The sequence below is a fragment of the Brevundimonas sp. GW821-FHT09G01 genome (genome assembly GCF_059416065.1).
The window spans coordinates 21,227-42,399 of record NZ_JBWKOL010000014.1 but is presented as its reverse complement, the minus strand read 5'-3'; the positions used below and the strand labels follow the sequence as shown (position 1 = coordinate 42,399).

At 70.0% G+C, this 21,173-nt stretch carries 28 protein-coding genes and 1 pseudogene; 7 read left to right on the top strand and 22 right to left on the bottom strand.

What is annotated here, in order from left to right; all coding sequences use genetic code 11:
• Together AC07NB_RS17495 and AC07NB_RS17490 are read left to right on the top strand one after the other, a co-directional pair.
• The coding region (locus AC07NB_RS17495; protein WP_494572028.1) for a hypothetical protein at positions 1-240 on the top strand (240 nt) is incomplete at its 5' end.
• 585 nt (positions 241-825) lie between these two features.
• Positions 826-1,122 carry a DUF736 domain-containing protein gene (locus AC07NB_RS17490; protein ID WP_494572029.1) on the top strand — a complete coding sequence of 99 codons (297 nt, stop codon included), beginning with the start codon at positions 826-828 and terminating at the stop codon, positions 1,120-1,122.
• Positions 1,123-1,144: 22 nt separating this feature from the next.
• On the opposite strand, the gene AC07NB_RS17485 is transcribed toward AC07NB_RS17490, so the two are convergent.
• Positions 1,145-2,017, bottom strand: a complete 873-nt coding sequence (locus tag AC07NB_RS17485) for an SDR family NAD(P)-dependent oxidoreductase (protein ID WP_494572030.1) — start codon at positions 2,015-2,017, stop codon at positions 1,145-1,147.
• A 420-nt stretch (positions 2,018-2,437) separates the two neighbouring features.
• Here AC07NB_RS17485 and mobC point away from each other — a divergent pair, with 420 nt between their 5' ends.
• The 4 genes from mobC (at position 2,438) to AC07NB_RS17465 (ending at position 5,533) form a co-directional block, all read left to right on the top strand.
• Complete coding sequence (gene mobC / locus AC07NB_RS17480) at positions 2,438-2,764, top strand: plasmid mobilization relaxosome protein MobC (RefSeq protein WP_494572031.1); 327 nt, start codon at positions 2,438-2,440, stop codon at positions 2,762-2,764.
• Positions 2,761-3,759: a relaxase/mobilization nuclease domain-containing protein gene (locus AC07NB_RS17475; protein WP_494572032.1), complete on the top strand. Its 999-nt coding sequence runs from the start codon at positions 2,761-2,763 to the stop codon at positions 3,757-3,759. Before mobC ends, AC07NB_RS17475 begins: the two co-directional genes overlap by 4 nt.
• A 152-nt stretch (positions 3,760-3,911) precedes the next feature.
• Entirely contained in the window at positions 3,912-4,157 is a 246-nt protein-coding gene (locus AC07NB_RS17470) for a helix-turn-helix domain-containing protein (protein ID WP_494572033.1), read from the top strand.
• Positions 4,157-5,533, top strand: coding sequence for a type II toxin-antitoxin system HipA family toxin (locus AC07NB_RS17465; RefSeq protein WP_494572034.1), 1,377 nt, complete (start codon positions 4,157-4,159; stop codon positions 5,531-5,533). Before AC07NB_RS17470 ends, AC07NB_RS17465 begins: the two co-directional genes overlap by 1 nt.
• Here AC07NB_RS17465 and AC07NB_RS17460 read toward each other — a convergent pair.
• From AC07NB_RS17460 to AC07NB_RS17395, 14 genes are read right to left on the bottom strand one after another with little or no spacing between them, the layout of a single operon-like run.
• Positions 5,530-6,135: an LPD7 domain-containing protein gene (locus tag AC07NB_RS17460; protein WP_494572035.1), complete on the bottom strand. Its 606-nt coding sequence runs from the start codon at positions 6,133-6,135 to the stop codon at positions 5,530-5,532. The genes AC07NB_RS17465 and AC07NB_RS17460 overlap by 4 nt on opposite strands.
• Positions 6,132-7,952 carry a type IV secretory system conjugative DNA transfer family protein gene (locus AC07NB_RS17455; protein WP_494572036.1) on the bottom strand — a complete coding sequence of 607 codons (1,821 nt, stop codon included), beginning with the start codon at positions 7,950-7,952 and terminating at the stop codon, positions 6,132-6,134. The genes AC07NB_RS17460 and AC07NB_RS17455 overlap by 4 nt, the downstream gene beginning before the upstream one ends.
• Complete coding sequence (virB11, locus tag AC07NB_RS17450; RefSeq protein WP_494572037.1) at positions 7,918-8,925, bottom strand: P-type DNA transfer ATPase VirB11; 1,008 nt, start codon at positions 8,923-8,925, stop codon at positions 7,918-7,920. The genes AC07NB_RS17455 and virB11 overlap by 35 nt, the downstream gene beginning before the upstream one ends.
• A complete protein-coding gene (gene virB10, locus AC07NB_RS17445) occupies positions 8,925-10,052 on the bottom strand; it encodes a type IV secretion system protein VirB10 (protein WP_494572038.1) in 1,128 nt (375 codons plus the stop codon). Before virB10 ends, virB11 begins: the two co-directional genes overlap by 1 nt.
• Positions 10,049-10,876 carry a TrbG/VirB9 family P-type conjugative transfer protein gene (locus AC07NB_RS17440; protein ID WP_494572039.1) on the bottom strand — a complete coding sequence of 276 codons (828 nt, stop codon included), beginning with the start codon at positions 10,874-10,876 and terminating at the stop codon, positions 10,049-10,051. Before AC07NB_RS17440 ends, virB10 begins: the two co-directional genes overlap by 4 nt.
• A complete protein-coding gene (locus AC07NB_RS17435; RefSeq protein WP_494572040.1) occupies positions 10,873-11,556 on the bottom strand; it encodes a VirB8 family type IV secretion system protein in 684 nt (227 codons plus the stop codon). Before AC07NB_RS17435 ends, AC07NB_RS17440 begins: the two co-directional genes overlap by 4 nt.
• Positions 11,553-11,762, bottom strand: coding sequence for a hypothetical protein (locus tag AC07NB_RS17430; RefSeq protein WP_494572041.1), 210 nt, complete (start codon positions 11,760-11,762; stop codon positions 11,553-11,555). The genes AC07NB_RS17435 and AC07NB_RS17430 overlap by 4 nt, the downstream gene beginning before the upstream one ends.
• Before the next feature lies 1 nt (position 11,763).
• A complete protein-coding gene (locus tag AC07NB_RS17425; protein ID WP_494572042.1) occupies positions 11,764-12,684 on the bottom strand; it encodes a TrbL/VirB6 family protein in 921 nt (306 codons plus the stop codon).
• Between the two features lie 10 nt (positions 12,685-12,694).
• The gene (locus AC07NB_RS17420; protein WP_494572043.1) at positions 12,695-12,910 is read right to left on the bottom strand and encodes an EexN family lipoprotein; all 216 of its coding nucleotides are present in this window, start codon (positions 12,908-12,910) and stop codon (positions 12,695-12,697) included.
• Positions 12,907-13,635, bottom strand: coding sequence for a TrbJ/VirB5 family protein (locus AC07NB_RS17415; protein ID WP_494572044.1), 729 nt, complete (start codon positions 13,633-13,635; stop codon positions 12,907-12,909). Before AC07NB_RS17415 ends, AC07NB_RS17420 begins: the two co-directional genes overlap by 4 nt.
• Positions 13,632-16,007: a VirB4 family type IV secretion/conjugal transfer ATPase gene (locus AC07NB_RS17410; protein ID WP_494572045.1), complete on the bottom strand. Its 2,376-nt coding sequence runs from the start codon at positions 16,005-16,007 to the stop codon at positions 13,632-13,634. The genes AC07NB_RS17415 and AC07NB_RS17410 overlap by 4 nt, the downstream gene beginning before the upstream one ends.
• Positions 16,000-16,335, bottom strand: coding sequence for a VirB3 family type IV secretion system protein (locus AC07NB_RS17405; protein ID WP_494572046.1), 336 nt, complete (start codon positions 16,333-16,335; stop codon positions 16,000-16,002). The genes AC07NB_RS17410 and AC07NB_RS17405 overlap by 8 nt, the downstream gene beginning before the upstream one ends.
• The gene (locus AC07NB_RS17400; protein WP_494572047.1) at positions 16,328-16,510 is read right to left on the bottom strand and encodes a hypothetical protein; all 183 of its coding nucleotides are present in this window, start codon (positions 16,508-16,510) and stop codon (positions 16,328-16,330) included. The genes AC07NB_RS17405 and AC07NB_RS17400 overlap by 8 nt, the downstream gene beginning before the upstream one ends.
• On the bottom strand, positions 16,510-16,815 hold the full coding sequence (locus AC07NB_RS17395) for a TrbC/VirB2 family protein (RefSeq protein WP_494572048.1): 306 nt from the start codon (positions 16,813-16,815) through the stop codon (positions 16,510-16,512). The genes AC07NB_RS17400 and AC07NB_RS17395 overlap by 1 nt, the downstream gene beginning before the upstream one ends.
• A 214-nt stretch (positions 16,816-17,029) precedes the next feature.
• Here AC07NB_RS17395 and AC07NB_RS17390 point away from each other — a divergent pair, with 214 nt between their 5' ends.
• Entirely contained in the window at positions 17,030-17,401 is a 372-nt protein-coding gene (locus AC07NB_RS17390) for a pyridoxamine 5'-phosphate oxidase family protein (RefSeq protein ID WP_494572127.1), read from the top strand.
• Positions 17,402-17,419: 18 nt separating this feature from the next.
• Here the strand turns inward: AC07NB_RS17390 and AC07NB_RS17385 are convergent.
• The 7 genes and pseudogenes from AC07NB_RS17385 to AC07NB_RS17355 all read right to left on the bottom strand — a co-directional run.
• Positions 17,420-17,683 (bottom strand): annotated as a pseudogene (locus AC07NB_RS17385) (prepilin peptidase); the annotation flags it as partial.
• Positions 17,680-18,153: a hypothetical protein gene (locus tag AC07NB_RS17380; protein ID WP_494572049.1), complete on the bottom strand. Its 474-nt coding sequence runs from the start codon at positions 18,151-18,153 to the stop codon at positions 17,680-17,682. The gene AC07NB_RS17380 and the pseudogene AC07NB_RS17385, both read right to left, overlap by 4 nt.
• Complete coding sequence (locus tag AC07NB_RS17375; protein WP_494572050.1) at positions 18,150-18,632, bottom strand: hypothetical protein; 483 nt, start codon at positions 18,630-18,632, stop codon at positions 18,150-18,152. The genes AC07NB_RS17380 and AC07NB_RS17375 overlap by 4 nt, the downstream gene beginning before the upstream one ends.
• Positions 18,629-19,414, bottom strand: a complete 786-nt coding sequence (locus tag AC07NB_RS17370) for a hypothetical protein (protein ID WP_494572051.1) — start codon at positions 19,412-19,414, stop codon at positions 18,629-18,631. Before AC07NB_RS17370 ends, AC07NB_RS17375 begins: the two co-directional genes overlap by 4 nt.
• A complete protein-coding gene (locus AC07NB_RS17365; protein WP_494572052.1) occupies positions 19,387-19,638 on the bottom strand; it encodes a hypothetical protein in 252 nt (83 codons plus the stop codon). The genes AC07NB_RS17370 and AC07NB_RS17365 overlap by 28 nt, the downstream gene beginning before the upstream one ends.
• Complete coding sequence (locus AC07NB_RS17360; RefSeq protein ID WP_494572053.1) at positions 19,638-20,012, bottom strand: hypothetical protein; 375 nt, start codon at positions 20,010-20,012, stop codon at positions 19,638-19,640. The genes AC07NB_RS17365 and AC07NB_RS17360 overlap by 1 nt, the downstream gene beginning before the upstream one ends.
• Positions 20,002-21,147 (bottom strand): type II secretion system F family protein, encoded by a 1,146-nt coding sequence (locus tag AC07NB_RS17355; RefSeq protein WP_494572054.1) that lies wholly within the window; start codon positions 21,145-21,147, stop codon positions 20,002-20,004. The genes AC07NB_RS17360 and AC07NB_RS17355 overlap by 11 nt, the downstream gene beginning before the upstream one ends.
• Between the last annotated feature and the right edge of the window lie 26 nt (positions 21,148-21,173).

The following is a 21,173-nucleotide window of genomic DNA, read 5'->3' as shown; positions in this document are numbered from 1 at the left end:
GTCGAGTGGTCGCACGAGTTCGAGGACATCGGCGACCAGGGCGTGCGCTACGCCGACTGGGCCGCCAGCCCGACCTATCTGGTCCCGCTGGACGCTTGGTCGCGCGACAGCCTGCGGCTCGACCTGGGCGCTGACTGGTCGGTCAACGACCGGCTGGTGCTGGGGGTCGGCTACCGCGGCGCCTTCGGCGATGCGAGCTCGAGCCACGGCGGCGAGATCCGCGTCAAGTTCGACTGGTAGGGAGAGGGTTGCCGCGTCCGCTCAGGATCACGCGCGGACGTTCAAGCTAGGCGCGGCGACTATCCCCTTTGTGGGCTCGGCCTGATGCCCCTCTCGACGCTTTCTGGGCGCGAGCGGGGAGGGCCGAACTCCAGTACAGAACCGCTTGGATGCGTTTACGCCGCGGGTGACTCAAACCTCCAAGCGTCGCCATGACTGCATGGGCGCCGCTGTGCGGTGCGAGGCTTGGGTAGCCTTTCGCGGCGGAGCGGCTGCGCCGGCATTGGCGGTACGATCTCCACGACCGCCTTGACTGGCCCGCGGGGTTCAGGCGGCGGTGACATCCGTCTCTCCTGCTACAGGCCAGCCTTGCGCGGCCTCTCAATGGCCTGATCTGACCAAAGCCCGTCCGGCCTCCGCAACCGCTCGCTCGACTTTCTTCCCCGACCTGACGGCCTTCCTCGCGAGGCAAGAAAGTCGCTCTCCCGGTCCTCCGCTACGCTGCGGGGTCTCGCCAAGCTCGCCCTGCGGGCCGTCCGGTCTCCGGTCCGCCGATCGCCATCGAGGCCGCGGCAGGCGTGGCCCGAGAGCAAAGGAGAGACTTCCATGGCCACCATCGGTTCCTTCACCCAGCAAGCGGACGGCAGCTACAGCGGTTCGATCAAGACCCTGACCCTCAACGTCAAGGCGGCCCAGCTGCGGGCCAACGACAAGACTGACGACAAGGCTCCCGACTTCCGCATCTTCTCCGGCCAGACCGAGTTCGGCGCCGCCTGGAAGAAGACGAGCCAGCAGAACCGCGAGTATCTGTCGGTCAAGCTCGACGACCCCAGCTTCCCCGCTCCGATCTACGCCTCCTTGGTCGAGATGGACGGCGGGTACAGCCTGATCTGGTCCCGCTGAGAACGCAGCGGCGCGCGAGGCTCTAGGCGTCGCGCGCCGTCTCCTCGTTATCGCCGCTGATGAAGGCGTCGAAGATCGGGGCGTATTCGGGATGCCACCGCGACAGGGCGGGCCGGTTGTTGATGATGTCGCCGGACGCCCAGGCGATCCGCTTCTCGTCCTGTGCCCGATCGACGTCGTTGTCCGGGCACAGGATGTAGAAGTCGTCACGGGCCAGGCGGTCCAGCATGAAATCGACGGTCTGCCCGGCGGTCCAGGCGCCGGCCGGCTTCTCCGTGCGGCCACCCGCCGCGAGCGGCGTGAAGACGAAGCCGGGAATCAGCAGGTGGGCGCTGAGGGCGCAGCCCGGGGTGTTGCGCAGCTGATGCTGCAGCGCCTCCGTATAGACCTTCACCCCGGCCTTGCTCACATTGTAGGCCGGGTTGCCGGGCGGGGTGGTGATGCCCTGTTTCGAGCCGGTGTTGATGATGAGACCGGGCCGCTTGTGCTTGATCATCCTCGGCAGGAAGACCTGGCAGCCGTCGATGACGCCCCAAAGATTGACGTCCATGAGACGGCGCCAGTCCGCTGCGGGGCCCACGGCGTCCGTGGGGATCTGGATGGCGGCATTGTTCATCAGCACGTCGGCGCCGCCGAAGCGGGTGAAGACGGCGGCCTCCAGGGACTCCAGTCCCAGGCGGTCCGTGACATCGACCTCGAAGCCCGCGACATCGGCGCCCTGAGCGGCCTCGGCGCGGATGGCCTTCACTGCTTCGGCCACGCGGTCCTTGCCCAGATCGGCGATGCAGACGGTGACGCCGAGACCGACGAAGCGGCGCGCGGCGGCCAGCCCGATGCCGGACGCGCCGCCGGTGACGACGGCGACCGCGCCGGGCTTGAGGGCAGGATGTGACATGACGGCTCCAGGGGCGTGGGAGACGCCTTGGATGGACGAGCAAGGGCGTCGCTGCAAGAGACCCGGCCGCCTGGCTGGGGCGCCCTTCAGGGCGGCGGGCGAGCGGCCGTGAAGCGGACGCCGAGGGGAGGGCGGGCAGCCCCGGAGACCTACGGGGCGAGAGGGAGGGACGGTTTAGGGCAGGATAGGCTTTGCGCCGGCAATGTCTGACAGACCCGCTCTTCGATGGACCGCATCACCCTTCGCCTCTCGCCCGATCTCATCCGCCGGTTTGACGCCGCCGCGTCCCGTCAGGGCGGACGCTCGCGGCTCCTGCGGGGGCTCATGGAGACCGCCGCTCAGGCGTCCTTGCCTGCGCCGACGAAGGCGCCGGGCAAGCCCCGGTCCCGCAAGTTGACCTTGCGCCTGGGAGAGGCCGACTTGCGTCTCCTCGAAGTCGAGGCGGCCGCCATGGGCCTGTCGCGCACCCAGTGGAGCGTGGCGCTCATCCGGCGCCGCCTGCACGATCAGCCGCAGTTCAGCCGGGCGGAGACCTTGGCGCTGATCGAGGTGCGGCGCGAGCTCCGGCGCATCGGCGTCAACGTCAACCAGATCGCCCGCGCGCTGAACACGGCCGTGATGGACGGGGTCGTCCTGGACCTGGAGGTCGCCCAGCTAGGCGCTTTCCAGGCCGAGATCGCGGCCTGGGTCGAGGCTCTCGGCGAGGCCTTCGAGGGCAATCTGGCCTATTGGGAGCCGGCGTCGTGACCGACCTTCGGTCAGTGCGCGGGTTCGAGGCGGTGTTGCGTCCGCCGGTCGATATTCGACGCGCCCGCCTCACGACCGCCGTGCTTAGCCCCCCGCACGGCGGCGGCGAAGATTCGGCCGTCCGGTTCATGCGGGTCGCGCGTCGGGCGCCGGAGGTGATGGTGAAGATCACAGGTCGGACCCGGGACGGCGCGCACCTGAAAGCGCACCTCGACTACATCAGCCGTAACGGCGCCCTGGCGCTGGAAGGGCCGGATGGGGAACGCCTGCCAGGGCGCGGGCCGGTGCAGGACCTGGCGCGCGACTGGGCCGGGGAGTTCGCGCTTGAGCCCGGACGCAGGCGGGACGCCTCGATCACCCTGTCGATCGTGTTGAGCATGCCGGCCGGAACCGATCCTGCCCGCCTGCAGGACGCGGCCCGCGCCTTTGCGACGGAGACGTTCGGCGAGCGCTTCCCCTATGTCTTCACCCTGCACGACGAGGGGCGGCATCCCCATGTCCATCTGACGGTGCGCCGGCTGGGGCGCGACGGCGAACGGCTGAATCCGCGCAAGGCGGATCTGCAGATCTGGCGCGAGGGTTTCGCCCGCGCGCTGCGCGACCGGTCGATCGAGGCCGAGGCGACCCCGCGGCGGACACGCGGTGTGACCCGCAAGGCCGAACGCACGCCGATCCGCAAGATGCGGGAGCGGTTCGTGGCGGGGCGGGGCGCGTTGCCCGAGGTGCTCGCCGAAGCTTACCGTGAAGTGATCCGGAACGGCGGCGGCCAAGGCCCCTGGCTGGAGGCGATCCGGACGCGCGAGCTGGCGTTCCGGCGCGCCCTAGTGGCCGAGGCCCTGCGTCTGTCGCGATCGGAGCGAGCCGGGGATCGCGCCCTTGCCGCTCTGGTGGAGCGGTTCGTGCGGGACAGGCCGGCGCCGATGACGCGCGATCAAATGCTGCGGAGAAAGGGGGTGGATCCCCAACGCGACAAAGGCCAAACGCGTGAGCGATAGCCTTCGCCCCGTCGCGATCGAGGATGACCCGTCATACGGGTTTACGTATGATGTGAGATTATACGTATTTCCGAATATAATATATCTATACGCATAAACGTATATTGACGGGTGATGCGGATTTTCGTATATCGAGATGGAAGGAGTTTCACATGGAGCCCATCGTCCGCAGTGAAAAACAGCTCGCCGCAGCCCTTCGCCGGTTCCGGAAACTGGCGGATATGACCCAGGGCGACCTCGCGACCAAGGCGAGCAAACGTCAGGCGACCATATCCAATCTGGAAAGCGGCTCCGGCACGCTTGAAACCCTCTTCGCCGCGCTGAGCGCGCTTGAGCTGGAAATCGTCGTGCGGCGCAGACGCGGGGGGCGGGCGCCCGATATGGGGGACCTGTTCTGATGGCCCGCAGACGGGGCGCCGCGCCTCTTCTCGTTTATCTCAATGGCAGGCTCGTCGGTCGCCTTCGCCGTGAAACCAGCGGCGCCATCGACTTTCAGTACGATCCGTCCTGGTTGGCCTGGGAACATGCGATCCCGGCGTCGCTTTCGCTGCCGCTTCGCGAAGATCGTTATATCGGGGCGCCCGTCGTCGCCGTCTTCGACAATCTCCTTCCCGACAACGAGACGATCCGCGGTCGGGTCGCAGCGCGGGTCGATGCCGATGGGATCGACGCCTACAGCCTCCTGGCCGCCATCGGTCGCGACTGTGTGGGCGCCCTGCAGTTCCTCCCCGAAGGCAGCGATGCGCCCCGGCTGGGCGAGATCGAGGGCGAGCCGGTCAGCGACCGCGCCATCGCGAAAATCCTGGATGACCTGACCGCCAAACCCTTGGGGCTCGACGACAGCGAACACTTCCGGATCTCGCTCGCCGGCGTCCAGGACAAGACCGCCTTCCTGCGTCATGACGGCCAGTGGCTGAAGCCGGCGGGGACCACACCGACCACCCACATCTTCAAGCCGCAGATCGGCAAGGCGCCGGGCAGCGCCATCGATTTCTCCAACAGCGTCGAAAACGAATATCTCTGCCTGACCTTCCTGCGCGCGCTCGGCTTCGACACCGCCAATGTCGAGATCCAGACCTTCGGCGGGAAGCGGGTTCTTGTCGTCGAGAGATTTGATCGCGCCTACGCCCGGGACGGTCGCCTGTTGCGCCGGCCCCAGGAGGATTTCTGCCAGGCGCTCTCCGTGCCTTGGGCGAAGAAGTACGAGAATGACGGCGGACCCGGGATCCTCGACTGCCTCGAACTGCTCGGGGCGAGTGATGAGGTGACCCTGGACCGTCAGGCCTTCATGAAGACGGTCATCGCCTTCTGGCTGCTCGGCGCGACCGACGGGCACGCCAAGAACTTCAGCGTCTTCCTGTACCCGGGCGGCGGCTTCCGCCTTACACCCCTCTATGACGTGCTGTCCGTTCAGCCCGTCGTCGACGCCCGCCAACTCACCCGAAACCGTTATCGCATGGCGATGGCCGTTGGGGATCGCCGACACTACCGGGTCGAGAGCATTCTGCCCCGGCATTTCTACCAGACCGGGGCAAAGGCGGGCCTGGATGAAGGGACCCTTCGCGGACTGTTCGCCCAACTCGTCGCGGACGCGCCCGAGGCCGTCCGGGCGACCAAAGCCCGCCTGCCGCGTGGGTTCCCCCAAGCTCTCGCAAACTCGATCTTCGCCGGCTTCAGCGGCCGCCTGGGTTTGCTGAAGCTGGAACTCGACCGGTTTGCGGATGCGGATGCGACGAGGACGGACCGGCCGCGACCGCAGGCGGCGCGGCGCTAGCGCTGCCGGTCGCGGTCGCGCGTGGGCTCACGCTCCGTATGGCGGGGGCGTCCCGCGCGTGTCCATGCCGCTTCAAGCAAACGCGTCTGGATCGCGGGTTCGGGGACGAGGCGGGCCACCACGATGGCCGCCCGCGCCAGGCGCTCGGCGAGCGCGTCGCGCGCCTTCGAGGGTTCGGCGTCTCGCCGGGACGATGGTCGGTCGAAGCCGGCGGCCTGCCGATCGCGCTCACGCGGCCGATGGCCCTGCACCTCAATCCCCAGGGCCTGGGCCTGAATCCAGACCTCGCGACGAAAGGCCGGGTCGCCGGATACTCGAACCTGGTCCCAGCCGCGGTGGCGCGCGATCCTGAGCATGTCGATGACGGCGTCCGGATAGGCCTGGTGGGAGACCAGCGCGCCGCCCCGGTCGCGGAACATCGGCTCGGCCGCGCGATGATCGCGAAAGAAGCGCTCCGGCCGGCCTCGGAGATCGCGCTCGACCAGATAGCGGTCGAGCACGGCCTCGGGCACATCACCCTTGGCGGTGGAGCGTCGCGGGCCGGCCGGGCCCGGCGCGGGGCCGAGGCGGTTGGGCGGCGCGGCAGGGTCGGGCGTCGTCATGGTTCGCGCTCCGGCGGGGCCGTATCGACGACGCGATCCAGCCAGGCGCCGACGGCGGCTTCGTCCGCGCCTGACGGAGGCGGCGGCAAGCCTTCGGCGGCGAAGGCGCGGGCGATGACGTCGAAGTCCAGGGGATTCTCTTCCGGCGCCGGGGTTGATGTCGGCGCGGCGGCGATTGGGGCCAGGTCGGGCGCGGGCCGTAGCCGGCGCTGGAATACGCGCTCCCGGAAATAGGCGATCTTGCGGGCCCGGACGGGCGGCAGGCCGGCCTTGAGCACGAGCAGGGCGGTCCGCGGCAGCTGCATCAGTTCCTGCGGCAGCATCAGCGGCCGCCGCTGGTCGGAGACGGTCGTGCTGCGGCGGCCCGGACTGAGCCCCGCCGGCCGGCTCCGGCTGCGGCCGTCCGTGGTGTAGACGCCCAGCCGATCGCTGAGCTCCTGGGCGATCTTCAGCTCCTTGGGCGCGAACACGATTTCGATCCCGCAGTTGGTCATCACCTCTTCGGCGACATCCGGGCCGTAGATGGCCCTCAGCTGCGACGGGCTCTGCAGCACCGCGAGCAGCCGCAACCCGTAGCCGGCGACCCAGGCGAAGGCGTGCGCCAGGACCGGCGCCGGCCCGAGGCGGGCGAACTCGTCGAGCACGATCAGGGCGGGACGGTCCGCGGGGCCCGGCAGGGCGCGGCTGTTCAGATCGACCAACTGCTGGAAGAGCAGCGCATAGAGCGGCTGGATCCGCAGCATGTTGTCGGGCGTGGCCCCCAGATAGAGGGAGAGCGCGCCGCGTCGCAGGTCGCGTAGGTCGAAATCCGAGGCGGAGGTGGCGGCGTCGACCCGCGGATTGAGCCACAGTCCCATCCGAGTGGTGATCGACTGACGCACCGAGGCGAAGGTGTTCTCGCTGGAGCTGGTGAAGTCGGTGAGCGCGGCCGCGACCGGTCCCGGCAAGGGACGGCCTTCGCGGTCGCGGGCCGCGATGATCCGGGGCAGGCGCGTCCGGGCGTCGCCGGCGGTCAGTTGGCGGAAGATCTCGCCGAGGGTGAAGGGCCGCTCGGGCGTGGCCGCGACATAGCCGCCCACGCCGATGAACCCGGTCCGGGACGCCTCCGCCCAGAAGGGATCGGCCCGATCGTGGACCGGGAACAGCATGACCGCCATGCGCTGCAGCTCGTCGAGCACCGTGATCGGATCGCCGCGATCGATGTGACCCAGCGGATTGAAACGGGCCGTGCGGCCGTCCGGCGCCAGTGGATCGAACAGATGGACGGCCTGGCCAGCCTCGGCGCGATAGCCCGCCGTGGCAAGGAAATTCTCGCGCTTGATGTCCAGCACGACCACGGAGTCCGGCCAGGCCAGCAGATTGGGGATGACCACGCCGACGCCCTTCCCGGTCCGGGTCGGGGCGTAGAGCATGACGTGCTCGGGACCGTCGGCGATGAGGAAACCGCCGTCGGCCCGGGCCAGTACAACGCCGGTCCGCGCCCGCAGACCCGCGCGTCGCTGTTCCGATCCCGAGGCCCAGCGCGCGGCGCCGTGCAGGGGCCGCCGATGGTTGAGCAGGACGGCCGCGCCGAGACTCCCGCCGACGAGCGCCGAGATGGAAAGGCCGACGGTCAGCCAGCGCCGTACGTCGGGATCCTGGCGATAATACCAGAACCAGCCGGGGACGCGGGCCGGGTCGATGTCGCCGGAGAACCGGCCCAGGCCGACCAGGGCGATCAGGGCGGCGAGCAGGACCAGCAGGGTCAGGGCGGCCAGTGCGCCGGCGACGAGCGCCGCCGCCCTAGCCGCCGGGCTGGCGCTTGCGAGCCGGGTCATGCCAGACCTCCGTCACACGGAAGCGCCCGTCGATTTTCTTCACCTGGATGACGACGTCGACGAGCAGATGCAGCAATGCGCGGATGTCCTCGCGCGGCAGGTCGCGCCCGCCTTCGGATTCCCGCACCAGCAGGGTGAGCTGCTCGAAGGCCAGGGCGGCGGAATCCGCATGCACCGTGGTGATCGAGCCGGGGTGCCCCGAGTTGACGTTGCGCAGGTAGAAGAAGGCCGTGCCGTCGCGAAGCTCCTGCAGCAGGATGCGGTCCGGCCGCATGCGCAGGGCGCTTTCCAGAAGCTGTTTGGGGCCGATCCGGGCCAGCCCCTGGCCGTCCTTGGAATAGACCAGGTGGACGACGTTGCGATGCGGGACCACGAACTCACGGGTGTCCTCGATGGTCAGCAGACGCTCATGCGCTGGGATGAGTTCGATCAACCCCTTGGCCAGGGTCGTCTTGCCTGAGCCAGTCGCGCCGGAGATCAGGATGTTGCGGCGGGCCGCGACGGCGAGAGTCAGAAAGCCCGGCCAGTCGCCGGCCTGGCGCAGATGCACCAGTTCAGCATCGACGAGGTCCGTGGCGTCCGACTGGGCGTCGGCGACCTGGTCGAACAGGCCCGCCGCCGCGAACGCCTTCAGACCCAACCGTCGCCGCGACGGCTTTCTCAGGGTCAGGGAGAGGCCCCCATCCGCCGCCACCGGCGGCAGCACGATCTGACAGCGCACGTCGCCGGGCAGGGTGGTCGAACAGATCGGCTGTTCGGGCCCGACATCCTGCCGGGTGTAGGCGGCCGCCGCCACCGCCAGGGTGCGCAGCCAGGCCTCGGTCAGTTCGGGCGCTTCGGACCAGCGCCAGGCCCCGTCCGCCTCGACCCCGACTTCCCCGGGCCGGTTGATGACCACCTCGGTCACCGCCGCCGGCTCCAGGAAAGGACGGAGCGGCGCGAGGTAGTGATCCAGGACCGAAGTGTCGTCCATCAGCGCGGCCGCAGCTGATAGACCCCGGCGAAATCCAGGTCCTGGGCGATGAAGATCGAGACCTCGGCGCCCTGGCCCTTGCGCAGGGTGGGCGGGATGTCGACCGATCGCTGGAGGGCGACGCCCGCCACGTCTGACGGCAGACGCGCCGTGGAGGCCGCGCCGTCGCTGTCGCCCACCGCGGCGTAGACGCCGTCATCGACGATGGAGAGCAGCAGGGCGCCGCCGAACCGGTCCCAGAAATGGGTGTCGACCACCCCGTCGAAACCCGACCGGCCTAGGGTGTCGGCGGCCGGCGAGGCGAGGGCGACGGCGACGCCGGTCGGCGTCACCGCCCGGGTCCACAGGACGAAGAGCCGGCGGCGGCCTTGCTGCAGGCCCCCGCGATATTCGCCCAGGACCCGGGTGCCCCGCTCCATGAGGAGCACGGCGCCGTTGTCCGACCAGGCGTCGCGCGACAGGACGCAGGTCACATAGCCGGGCGTGGTGCTGTCCATGGCGGTCTGCAGGACGCAGGGCACGCTGGTCCCGGCCGTGATCAGAAGATTGCGGTCGGGCAGGCGGCCGGCCCGGGCCTGACCGACGGGGCTGATCTGACGCAGTTGATCAAGCGAGGTCGGGGCGCCCGCGGCCGGGGTCGCCGTCGCCGCGGTGAGCGGCGAGGCCGGCCGGCCGGCGCCGCCCGGTCGGCTGTAGGCCAGCACGGGCGCGCGCCGGGCGCTTTCGGCGAGGGCGCGACGTTGGTCCGCCGGCGAGGGGCCGGACGGGCCCGTCGCCCCGTCGCGGGGGGGCGTCTCGAGCGCCGGGACGGTTTCGCCGTCGCTGAGCCTCGGCGCCTCGGGATCGACGGCGACGTCGCCCAGCAGCGGCGGGGTCTCGTGGCGGGCGGGCTCGAACGGCGCGGTCTGCCGGGGCGGCTCGTCTCGGATCGGTTCGGCGCTGTCGGCGTCGCCCCGGTCCCAACTGGCGAACAGGAAGACGCCGCAGCCAAGAGCGAGAGCGGCCACGGTGATGATCTTGCCCTGGCGCCCGCCGAGTCGTCCGGCGATCGGCGAGACGCCGCGATCGCTCGCCGCCGGCTCCGGGCGAGATTCATGGGCGGGAGGCGCCGGATCGAGATCGGTCATGACCGACCCCCGACGGGCGCCCGGTCGACGGCGGGCGAGGCCGTGCCCGTGCCGGACCCGACCCCGCGGGCGTCATGAGCGTCGTTGAACAGGCACAGGACCGACGGACCCCGCCTCAGCCGCAAACCCCGCACAACGCCGTGGATCACCACGAACTCGCCGCGGACATCGTACGGGATGAGCCGTTCCGACCCGTCCTCGGCGACCTCGAACAGGGCCGGGAGGGCCTGGACGCCGGGGAAGCGCAGCACGGTGAACCGGCCGTTGTCGGAGACCTCGCTCGGCTGCAGGGCGGCGTCGCCCTGGGCGGACCAGGACAGGTTCCGGGGGCCCTCGACGACGCCGCGCTCCAGCTCCAGACCGATCAGGCGCCGCTCCACGGCCTCGGCCCCGGCGGCCAGCGCCTGCGCGGCCTGGGCCTGTTCGTCGGCCGGATAGCGGAAGCGGACCTGATAGGCGATGGCGGTGCGGTCATTGGGCTCGCGCGCGAGCAGTTCGAAGGCGTAGTGCCGGACCGCGTCGCCGCGCTCGGTCACGACCAGTAGATTCGTCGCCTGATGGCGCTCCCGAGGCTTCAGAAAGAGCACCGATCCTTCCGCGGCCACCTCCCAGGCGACGCTGTCGCCGATCGCGGCATGGCGAATGGTCTCGTCCGGCGAGAAGACGATCTGGGTCGCCGTCCGGAAGGCCCCGGCGATCTGATAGACGGCCGCCGGGTCATAGGTGAGCTCGCGAATCCGCGGGTCGAGCGGGGCTTGCGCCGCGACCGGGAGGGCGGCGGCCAGGCCGGCGATCAGCGTGAGGAGGGGAAGCGGGCGTCTCATCGGATGACCTCCGGATCGGCGCGGTAGGACGTCACCTGGAAGCCGAGGGGGTTCCTCAGCCGGTCCGCCTCGGACATCGGCGCGCGGGTGTAGGTGAAGGCGATGGTGGCGATCCAGTCGCTCTCCACCGTCTGCTGGGCCTGACGGACCGTGCGGTGGAAGCGGACGTTGGCGACGCCGTCGCTGATGAAGCCGATGGCGCGGATCGAAATGATCGCCTCGCCGTTGCGCCCGTACAGATTTTGCGGGCTGTCCGGATTGGAGCCGCGGAACAGGTCGGCCCAGCGGCGCTGTTCCGCCGGAGCCGACAGAATGGAGACGAGCCGGAAGGCGTCCTCGGCGGCCGGATCGAGATAGCCCTCGCGCTGGCGGACATACTGGCCGAGGAAGTATTTGCTGATCGCCTCGTCGTAGCGGACCGGCCCGTCCTCGGCGGAAAGGCCGCGCACGACGTCGATCGCGCCCGTCGTCTGGTCCACCCGGATGACGAAAGGTTCGCTGGACTTCAGCGGCGTCAGCATCGCCACCGCTCCGGTCGCGATCACCGCCAGGCCCGCGGCCACGGCGGCGGCCGACCAGGCGAGACGGCGCGACCGCAGCGCCGAGGCCAGACGGTCCTGGTCCCAACGTCGCGCCTCGGCGAAATAGCGCTTCAGCTCGGAGGAGGAGACGCCGCTCATGCGCAGCCTCCCCGGCCGGAGGCGGCGGCGGAATCCGCCTGTCGCGGGTCGGCCCGGTGAGGGGCGGGCGGGGACGCGAGCACGGATCCATGGGGATTGGCCGGTCGCCGGGCCGAGCCGTCGCAGGTCGGCAGTGCGGGATCGCCGCGGTGGACGCAGCCGGCCAGCAGCATCAGTCCGGCGATCAGGAGGGAACGATAGGTCATGTCAGGCGCCTCTCGGTCGGATGGAGCCGCCGCCTCTGGGAGGCTGGCGGCTGGCGTCTTGCGGACCCTGGCTTCGGCTCGAACCGTTTCCGCCCAGGGTCGCGGCGTTGGCGAAATCGGCCAGTCCGGCGCTGGCGCCGCCTGCGACGCCGGCGGCTATGGCCGGGGTCTGGAGGAAGAAAATCGCCCCCAGCAGGCACAGGGCGATGAAGATCAGCCCGCCGATCATCGGGTCGGCCCCCTGGATCGCGCCCCACTGGTCGCGGACCAGCGACAGGACGAGTTGGAAGATGACGATGATCAGGGCGAAGAGAACCAGGTAGTTCACGGCCTGACTGAGCCAGCCGAAGAAAAAGCGGCGGGTCGCGTCGAACAGGGCGCAGGCGATGAAGATGGGGCCCAGGGTGACGAGCAGGGCCAGCGCCAGCTTGGCCACCAGCACCACGCCGAAGCCGAGCGCCGCGGCCAGGGCGCCGATGATGAAGACGGCGGCCGACACCATATAGGGCCCGGGGTTGAAGGCCGAGGCGTCGCGCGAGATGTCCTCGCCCAGCCAGGCCGCATAGGCGAAGAATTGGTCGAAGGCGGCGCCGACGCTGGGCGTGTCCGCGCCGCTGACCGCCCGGGTCAGGGCGTTGGGAAGACCGGTGAACAGGGGTTCGGTGACGAAGGTCGAATAGGCGGCCGTGGTGGCCAGCAGATAGAGGAAGGCCAGCTTCAGCGATCGGACGGCGAAATCCATCACCGGTTCGCTGATCGCTCCCCTCAGAATGGCGACGCCGTAGAGCACGATATAGAGGACCAAGGCGATGCGCAGCGGACCCTCGACCTCGGCGATCACCGAGGACAGGCGATCACCGAGAAAGACGTTCAGTCGTTCATCGACGAAGTCGTAGCTGGGCTCGAAGACGCGAAAGCTCATCGTCGGATCCTCAGAAGGCCCGCGCGTAGGCGCGCATCCGCGCCTCTCGCCGGGCCTGGGCCAGGCCCTGCCGCGCCGCCTCGCATTCGGTCTCGGCCTGGCCGGCGTCGCAATCGGCGGCCACCTTGGCCGCCGCCTGCGGATCGGCGGCGAAGGAGTCGGCGGTGCGCGCGGGCGCGCCGCATCCGATGACGCCGAGGGCGGCAAGGAGGGCCTTCCGCGTCACTGGAAGGCTCGCTGATAGATATCCATGCGCGCCGCCCGGGCGGCCTCGGACCGTTCCCGGGCGCGCTGTTCCTCCAGACGCGCCTCGGCGGCCTGGATCAGGGCGAGCCCCTGGAGTCGGACCTGTTCGTTCTGGATCAGCGCCTGTTCCGCCGCGAGGCGAGCCTCGAGATCCATCACCGCCCGGGCATTGGGCGCGGTGTCCAGGGCGGCGCGGAGCGTCTCCAGACCCTGCAGGCGCCGATCCGCGGCGTCGGCCACCGCCTCGCCGACGGCGAGGTCCCGCGCGGTCCGGGCTCCGGCGCGCTCGAGGCTGTCGCGATACCAGGCCTCCGCCGGTCCGAGATCACCCGCCGGCGGCGTATACAGCCGGGTGTCGCGGCGAATGGCGTCGGCGCGGTCCGCCAGGTCGTCGAGCGCGGACAGATCGCCGTTGGCCGCCGCGCGCAGCGCGCGCAGGTCCGGCAGAGGATTTCGCACGGCGGGCCAGCCGAGCTCGGCGGCCAGGGCGTTGACGTCGGACAGGTCATTCAGGCTTTCGAACAGCCGCTGACCCTGCTCGAGCTGGGCCTGCAGGGCCTTCAGTTGCTCGAGGGTGGTGCGGGCCTCGTCGACCATCTGGGCCAAGGCTCTCGGATCATGGACGATCTGCTGCGCCTGGACCGTCGGCGCGGCGGCGAGGGCGACCGCGGCGGCGGCCGCGGCGAACAGGATGCGGGCTCTCACAGGAACCTCCTCTGGTCGTGGAAGGGGGCGCGCCACAGCGCGTAGTCGTCGCCGATCCCGGCGCGCAGCCGGTCCAGCAGAGCGACCGTGTCGGTGCGGCCGGACAGGACCGCCAGGGCGTCGTCCATGCCGGTCAGGTCCAGTTCGACGACGACGCTGTCGTGACCCTGTTTGACCAGGAAGCGGTGCGACTCCGGGGTCAGGACCTCGCGGATCAGGCGGAATTCCTCCCGGGTGAGGCCGAAGCCGTCGATATAGTCGCGCGCCTGACCCTGGGCGTTGGGCAGGAAGATCTTGGTCGCGCACTGCTCGAGGATGGCGTGGGCGATAGGCGAGCGCAGCGCGTCGGCGGGGGACTGGGTGCCGAACACCATCAGGGCGTTCTGCTTGCGCCAGGTCTTGAGCCCGTCCTGGGCCAGATCCGTGAAGGCCGGGTCGCCCAGCACCTTCCAGAACTCGTCGATGTCGAGGACGAGGCGACGACCATCGACGCGCTCGGCGATCCGGTGGAACAGATACAACATCGCTGGCGTGCGGACCTCGTCGTGGTCGAGCACCTGGGTGATGTCGAACCCGGCGAAGCGGGCCTCCAGGCTGAGGGCGTCCTCGTCATTGTCGAGCACCCAGCCGAGCGGTCCGCCCCTCTGCCAACGCTCCAGCCGCGCCCCGACCCCGCCGGCGTCGCCCTGGCCGAGCAGGCTGCGCAGGGCGGCGATGGATCGCCGCTCACGCGGCAAGGCCTCCAGCGCCGTCACGCCCTGATCAATCGCGCGGGCCTGGGGCACGGTCAGGGTTTCGTTGGGGCGCGCGACGAGGGTCCGCACCAGCCGGATTAGGAAGGCGCGGTTGGCGGGACTGGGGGAGAGCGCCTTGAACGGGGCCAAGCCGGTCGGTTCGCCGTTGCGCAGGGCCAGATAGGTCCCGCCGCAGGCGCGCACGAAGATCTCGGCGCCCCGGTCCTTGTCGATGAACAGCTGCTGGGCGCCGAACCGCTCCAACTGGGCGAGCAGAAAGTTCTGAATGACCGTCTTGCCCGCGCCCGAGGGCCCGCAGATGAAGGTGTGGCCGAGATCGCCGACATGGAAGTTGAACCAGAAGGGCGAGCCCGCCGTGGTGCGCAGCACGGCGACGGCCTCGCCCCAGTGATTGCCGCGCGCCTTGCCCGCGGGATGGGCGTGGAACGGCGCCAGGGCCGCGAAATTGCGCGAGGTGATCGCGGCCGGCCGGGTGCGGCGGGCGAAGGCGCCCGGAAACTGGGACCAGAAGGCGGCTTCCAAGCCGAGATCCTCTCGCGCGACCACCAAGCCGGAGTCCGCCAGGATGGCGCGGGCCTTGGAGAGGTGATCCGCCAGGGCCGCGGGCGTGTCGCCGTGCACGAGGATCGACGCCTGGTGCTCGCCCATCACGAAACGGTTGCTGACGAGATCGTCGAGGGCGTCGGACAGGCCGTTGATCTGCGAGGCCGCGCGATCCCGGGCCGAGACCATCTGGTTCTGTTTGCGCTCCATCACCGCCCGGGCAGAGGTCTTGGACAGAAAGGCGAAGGACTGGGTCGCCACGAAACCGAAACGGACGCTCAGCAGATCATCCCACAGGCCCGGCCGGGTCGTGGCGGGATATTCCTTGATGGCCAGCACGCCCGCGTAGCGCGCCTCGGCGGCGTCCCGCAGCTCGAGGGTCTCGCGGCCGAAGATGGCGCGCACGGTGTAGACGGCCGAGCCGAGGTGGCCATTGACGATCGGGACCGACGACCGGCGCCCGGTCAGGACGAGCCGCATGACCTCCATCGGCTCGGAGAACCACAGACCCTCGCGTTCATAGAGGCCGAGGCTGCGTGGCGCATAGCGGCCGAGATACTGGACAAGATCGCGGCCGGCCTCTTCGATCCGCTGGATCAGGGCGCTCTCGACCTCAGCGTCGCGCCGTCGGGCCGCCTTCAGGCGTTGCGCCAGGGCCGCGGCGCGGTCGCCGGCGTCACGGCCGGGATGCAGGACGAGGGTGACGAACAGCTCATTGATCCAGAGCCGGCGCCCCGCTACGCGGTCGTCGTACAGGGCGCCCAGCTCCTCGGCGAAGGCCGAGCGATAGCCGGCCGACCGCTCCAGTTCGACGGGCCGGCGCACCACGTGGTGCCAGACCGCCAGACGGTCGTCCGCGAGGTTGCGCCAGGCCTGGTTGAGCTTGACGTGCCAGGCGTTGAGGTCCCGCGCGTCGGCGGTCTCGAAGCCGGCGCCGTCGATCTGGAACACCATCATCAGGGCGCCGCTGTCGAGAGCGACCACCTGGTCAGAGACGTGACGGGCATAGGGCAGGTGCGGCCGGGCGTCGGCCTCGCGCCGCAGATGGGCGACGGTGGCGCCGCCCTCAGCCACGGGACAGCTCCGCCGCGCGATAGCGGCGCACCACGGGGAGGGGCGTCGCCGAGCTGCCGCCCCAGAGCGCCGTATTGCGCGACCGGCCCTTGGTGTCGACATAGACGAAGAGCAGCCGAAAGGCGTTGTGGTCGGCGCGGCAGATCGCGCGGAACACCAGGTGCAAAGCCGGCGCGACGAGGAGGTAGAGCAGGCTGCCGCCGACGAGGAAGACCACGCCCGACAGGATGACGTTGACGCCCATCGCCTCCATGGGCGCGCCCAGGATCATGGCCGGTCGCGTGCAGGCGAGGAACAGCGGGTCCTCGGTCAGTCGCTCGTCAGCCATGGGCGCCGCCCGCGGACAGGCGCGACAAGGCCAGGCCGATGGCGACGCCCGAGGCGAGGCCGGCCGCGATCTGGGCGAAGCGTTTGGGCGAGATCAGCTTCAGGCCGAGCATCAGGCCCAGGGCGAGGCCGGCCGAGGCCACCCCCACCACCAGCCAGGGCGCCGGGGCGGTCATCAGGCGCCGCCAGTGATCAGATTGACGATCTCGGCCGCGCCGAAGACCACGACGATGCCGAGCACGACAATGGCGGCCCGACGCAGATCAAACAGGCCGAACATCCACAGGATGCCGACGACCACCACGGCGAGCACCGCCAGCAGGCGGGCCGTGTTGCCGGTCAGCATGTCGACGACGTTCTGGAGCAACCCCTCGACATTGGCCGAGGCGAACGCGGGCTGGGCGAGGCCGAAGCTCACGACCAGGGCGACGGCGGCGGTCGCGCCGACGCGGCGGACGTGAAGAGGGCGGGAGATCGTCATGAGGGGCTCCATCGGGGTGTCCAGCCAAGCGTTTGGAGCCGCCGAGATCGACCCGCGTCCTCGCCGTGGGCGACCTACGGTGGGAGCTCAGGGGGTTGACCGGTCCCGTTCGGGCGCGTCGGCGCGAATTGATCCCGATCAAGGCGCGAGCCCCGGCCGGGCGCGAACCCTGTCCCACCTTGCCGGGAGCGGCAGGTGCGTGAAGGGGACGGCCATGGACCATCGGCTTCGGCGCGAGATCGTCGACATCCTCGACAAGGGACGCGATCTGGCCGTGGCGACCCTGCGCGCCGACGTCGCGCCGCAGGCGACGACGGTCAGCCACGCCAACGACGTGCTGACGATCTATTTCGGCTGCGGCGCCCGCTCCCAGAAGGCGGAGAACCTCACCCGAACGACCGCGTCTCCGAGGTGGTCTTCAGGGAATATTAGCCAAGATCAAAGCTGCCGCTATTGTCGTAGTGGCAAGCAAGGACGCGCCGAATATTCCGGGAATGCGGCGGTGCTCAATATAGAGAATAAGCGATATCAGCCAGTGCCATCCTGCGGTCGCCAAAAGGCTGGCCGTCAACAAGCCGGCTTGTGAGAGGCCTGCGGCAACCCCGATAGCCGCAGCCATGATCTCAAGCAGAGGGTAGCGCGCGGGTATCGAGGTTCCACAGTCGACGCAGCGTCCCCGTGACCAGACGTAGCTCAGCACCGGAATCAGCCTGAGTGGTGACAGGGTTTCACCGCACGAACCGCAGCGGGAACGCCCGGCGACGATGTCGAGCCCGGCTGGAAGGCGCAGGCTGACCAGGCCGAGAAAGCTGCCCACGACGAGGCCGACGATCCCAAGGGCGATGGGCAGCAAAGCGGCTTGCGTCATCCGCCGACGGGCTGCGCGCTGGATACGCCAGCTTGAGCAGGCTCCTCGGGTTCAGGATCGGGGAGAGCGAAGAGCTCCAGCCGCCGGTCGCCTGCCGGACCGCGGAGCGTCACGGCGCGGGCTCCGACAGCGACCAGCCGCCAGCCGTCGAACTCCTGGCCCACGGAAAGCCGCTCCGTCTCGCTTGATAAGGCGCTGCGCAGATAAACTGCACGTCCAGCAATGCCGACAAGGGTCGGCAGGGGTTCGGCGTTCGCGGGCGAGGCTGCCGCGGCGGGAGCCGACAGGCTCAGCACAAAGGTCTGGAATCGGGCGGCGGGCCGGGCCTCGAAGTCGCGCCCGGCATAGCGCTTCTCCTGCGGCGGCGCAGCGGGAGCGCCTTCGGACTGAGGAACGAGAATGAGGGCGAGCGTGATGAGCGCACAGGCGCCGAGTACGCCATGCAGCCAATAGGCACGGAGGCGCTTCATGCGACCACCATCAGCAGCACCAGGGTGCAGCCGCCCCGTCCGTCCGCGCCCTGCTCGACCGTCATGGATTTCAGCCGGACCGCTTCACGGTTGATCGCGACCCAGTTGGCGACGGAGGCGATGTCGGACAGGCTTCCGGCGGCGGTGACCCGGACCTCGGCGAGCTTCAGCCCGTTTCCGAACGGACGGACCGAGGCGACGTCGACCGCGCTGACGAACAGTCCGAGATCGCCGAGCCGCAGGTTGATGAACTCACCCACCGCCACATTGGGCGTCGCGGCGTTCGCGCGAAGCAGCGGCTTGAGCGCCGCGGGAGCCGTCATCGACGAACCGGTCTCCGGGGGAGGGGCATCTGTCCGGCGGGCGGCGTTGACCGCGGCTACATCGCCTGCAATGGCCACCGCCGAGGCGAACGCGAGGCCCAGCAGCAGTACGCAGGCCGCCGCCGCCGCCCGGTTGATCCAGACCCGGGCGTTCAACTGCAAACCTCCGGACCGAAGGTGACGGGCGCGGGGGCGCCGGCTGCACCTCCCGCAGGAGCGGACTCTCCACCCGCGGCGGCAAGGCGCGCCGCGCCTCCAGCATCAAGGGGCGTGAGCCTCACTTGCGTCGCATCTGAAGCCGCTCCGGCCAGAGCCAGAGGAGAGGGGTCCCCGGCTGTGATCTTGCTGGCGATACACAGCAGACGCGTCGCGGCGTCGGACCGGTCGAGCGAGCGCCACTCCACAAGGGCGGCCGTCTGGTCGCGTGCGTCGCGCGCTGCACGCGCCGCGATGCGTTGCTCGGCTGCCATCGCAGGCAACCGTGCTTCCCGCCAGTGGTCGGCGCGGATCTGGCCCGCCAAAAGAACGGCGGAGAGACCGAGGGCCACGGCCGCCGCCTTCGGCGCGTGCGCCAGCCAGCGGGTTTCACGATCGTCGACGGCGGAGGCGTTCCGGAACCGGAACACCACTTCAACCCCGTCAGCGGACCGCGCGAGCGCGACTATTCGCCGGTTGGAAAAGGCCGGGTCGAGCAAGGCGGAGCGCCTGAGAATGCCCAACGCGAAGGTGGTCTCGCCGCCCGCCCGTTGCAGGCGAACCAAATCAAACACGATCGAGTCGACCGGCAGGGGCGACAGCCGGTCGAGCTGCATGCGCACGATGGCGCGCGCCTGCCGCACCGAGTCCGTCGGCAGGCGCAGGACACGCGTCATCACCTCCACCTGGCGGGCGGGGGACGAGCGGTCCAGGGTCAGTTCGGGGACGGAGTCGAGCGGCATGATTGACTGACGGTATCGTATTCACAGCGTTCGGGGAGGGTGCATCGGTATCGGGCGTCCGTGTCTCGGGAAGGAGCCGGACCATTTGGCGCCCGGCACCGCGGAGGACTGCGGTCGGCGAGACCGGCTTGGGCCACGGCCAGCCGATGCCCGGCCCGTCCCAGGGCGGAGTAGGCGGCGCCCACGCCGACGATCATGATGGAGGCGACGGCCATGGCGATCATCAGTTCGAGGACGCTGTAGCCGGCGCGGGCGGAAGAACCGCCTCGATGACCAGGTCGCCGCCGAACCGCCGGTCCACGGCGATGCGGACGCGCCGGGCGAGGGAGGTGTCGTCCTTCTGACTCTCGTAGGTCCATGATCGTCCATCGGTGGCGCCGGACTGTTGTCCGTCAGGGCGGTCGCCCGCGTAGAGGTCTTCATACAGATCGTCGGCGATCCGGACCGCCGTCAATCGGTCCTTCGCCTGGGCCAGCCGGGTGACGGCGGTCGAGGCCAGACCGACAGCAGCGGCGACGCCGAGTGTGGCGACCGCCAGCCCCACGAGGGCGTCGACGGTCAGATAGCCGCCGCGACCAGGGGGGGCGCTAGAGGGCAACGGCGTCGCCGATCGCCAGCAAGCCCTGGAACACCATCATCGTGATCAGGCCGACCATCCCGCCGACGATGACGATCACCAGAGGAGTCAGCAGGGAAAGAGTCCGTTCGATGGATTCCTGGGCGCGAACCGCCAGCAGAGCCGCGCTGTCCGCGAGCGCCTTGGGCACTTGGCCGGACTGCTCTCCCAGGGTGACGTAATGCAACAGGTCCGCGGGAGCGTATGGCACGCGGCGCAGAACATCGGACAGCCGGACCCCTTCCATGAGCCGGTCGTCCTGTCTTGCAAGGGTCTGACTCAGCCAACTGATGCCGACGGGCTCGCGCGCCAACCGCCAGGCGGGCGACAGGGGCACGCCGGCCTGCAGCATGACGCCCAGCCGCGTGGCCAGGTTGGCGAAGACGAAGTCGCGCAAGGGAGAGGTGCGGCCCCGCATGAGCAGCCTGGCCAGGAGGTCGGTCGTCGCGCGGCGCAAACGCGCCGAGAGAACGAGGGCCACGGTCGCGAGCCCGATCAGCGTGGCCAGGATCGGAGTCAGGGCGCGGACCACGACGCCGAAGGTCAGCACGGCCTGGGTCTGGGCAGGAATTCCGTCGCCGAGTCCCTCGAACGCCGGCTCGAGGGAGGGCAGGACCGCATAGGCGTAGACCGCGATCGCACCGAAGGCGACGGCGATCACGAACCCCGGGTAGACGCTCAGAGTGATCAGCCGGCGGCGTAGTTGATCCATCGCGCCCAAGGAAGTCGCGCCGGCCGCCAGAACCTCGGCCTGACGGCCGGAAGCCTCGCCGCCGCGCGCCAGCGATTGAAGGAACCGGGCCGATGGTCCGCCGGCCGCTTCCAGCGCCTTTGACAACGGCTCGCCCGCGATCAGCTTCTGCCGGACCTCGCGAACGATGGCGGCCATCTTCGCGGTCTCACGCGACTCCAGCAGGCTGAGGGCCTGGGCGATGGCCATGCCGCTTTGCATGAGCTGAGCCAGATCGCGCCCCAGCCGGGCCGCCTCGGCGCCGGTGATCCTCAGGGAGCCTTTGTGCTGCAGAAGCGCCGGGCGGATGGCGAGTGGGTGCAGCCTGGCTTCGATCAGCCGGTCGCGCACCGCGGCGGCGGACGAAGCGTAGGTGACGCCGCGCATGCGCCGGCCGTCGGCGCCCAGCGCCT

What these genes read in the sequence shown, in the direction of transcription:
- AC07NB_RS17390 (WP_494572127.1), top strand. Translation starts at nt 17,030, where the DNA reads ATGGACCATCGGCTTCGGCGCGAGATCGTCGACATCCTCGACAAGGGA.
- AC07NB_RS17355 (WP_494572054.1), bottom strand. Translation starts at nt 21,147, where the DNA reads ATGCGCGGCGTCACCTACGCTTCGTCCGCCGCCGCGGTGCGCGACCGG.
- AC07NB_RS17435 (WP_494572040.1), bottom strand. Translation starts at nt 11,556, where the DNA reads ATGAGCGGCGTCTCCTCCTCCGAGCTGAAGCGCTATTTCGCCGAGGCG.
- AC07NB_RS17425 (WP_494572042.1), bottom strand. Translation starts at nt 12,684, where the DNA reads ATGAGCTTTCGCGTCTTCGAGCCCAGCTACGACTTCGTCGATGAACGA.
- AC07NB_RS17400 (WP_494572047.1), bottom strand. Translation starts at nt 16,510, where the DNA reads ATGACCGCCCCGGCGCCCTGGCTGGTGGTGGGGGTGGCCTCGGCCGGC.
- AC07NB_RS17365 (WP_494572052.1), bottom strand. Translation starts at nt 19,638, where the DNA reads ATGATCGCCATGGCCGTCGCCTCCATCATGATCGTCGGCGTGGGCGCC.
- AC07NB_RS17380 (WP_494572049.1), bottom strand. Translation starts at nt 18,153, where the DNA reads ATGAAGCGCCTCCGTGCCTATTGGCTGCATGGCGTACTCGGCGCCTGT.
- AC07NB_RS17470 (WP_494572033.1), top strand. Translation starts at nt 3,912, where the DNA reads ATGGAGCCCATCGTCCGCAGTGAAAAACAGCTCGCCGCAGCCCTTCGC.
- AC07NB_RS17395 (WP_494572048.1), bottom strand. Translation starts at nt 16,815, where the DNA reads ATGACGATCTCCCGCCCTCTTCACGTCCGCCGCGTCGGCGCGACCGCC.
- AC07NB_RS17430 (WP_494572041.1), bottom strand. Translation starts at nt 11,762, where the DNA reads ATGACCTATCGTTCCCTCCTGATCGCCGGACTGATGCTGCTGGCCGGC.
- AC07NB_RS17405 (WP_494572046.1), bottom strand. Translation starts at nt 16,335, where the DNA reads ATGGCTGACGAGCGACTGACCGAGGACCCGCTGTTCCTCGCCTGCACG.
- virB11 (WP_494572037.1), bottom strand. Translation starts at nt 8,925, where the DNA reads ATGGACGACACTTCGGTCCTGGATCACTACCTCGCGCCGCTCCGTCCT.
- AC07NB_RS17370 (WP_494572051.1), bottom strand. Translation starts at nt 19,414, where the DNA reads ATGCCGCTCGACTCCGTCCCCGAACTGACCCTGGACCGCTCGTCCCCC.
- AC07NB_RS17485 (WP_494572030.1), bottom strand. Translation starts at nt 2,017, where the DNA reads ATGTCACATCCTGCCCTCAAGCCCGGCGCGGTCGCCGTCGTCACCGGC.
- AC07NB_RS17460 (WP_494572035.1), bottom strand. Translation starts at nt 6,135, where the DNA reads ATGACGACGCCCGACCCTGCCGCGCCGCCCAACCGCCTCGGCCCCGCG.
- AC07NB_RS17490 (WP_494572029.1), top strand. Translation starts at nt 826, where the DNA reads ATGGCCACCATCGGTTCCTTCACCCAGCAAGCGGACGGCAGCTACAGC.
- virB10 (WP_494572038.1), bottom strand. Translation starts at nt 10,052, where the DNA reads ATGACCGATCTCGATCCGGCGCCTCCCGCCCATGAATCTCGCCCGGAG.
- AC07NB_RS17455 (WP_494572036.1), bottom strand. Translation starts at nt 7,952, where the DNA reads ATGACCCGGCTCGCAAGCGCCAGCCCGGCGGCTAGGGCGGCGGCGCTC.
- AC07NB_RS17465 (WP_494572034.1), top strand. Translation starts at nt 4,157, where the DNA reads ATGGCCCGCAGACGGGGCGCCGCGCCTCTTCTCGTTTATCTCAATGGC.
- AC07NB_RS17440 (WP_494572039.1), bottom strand. Translation starts at nt 10,876, where the DNA reads ATGAGACGCCCGCTTCCCCTCCTCACGCTGATCGCCGGCCTGGCCGCC.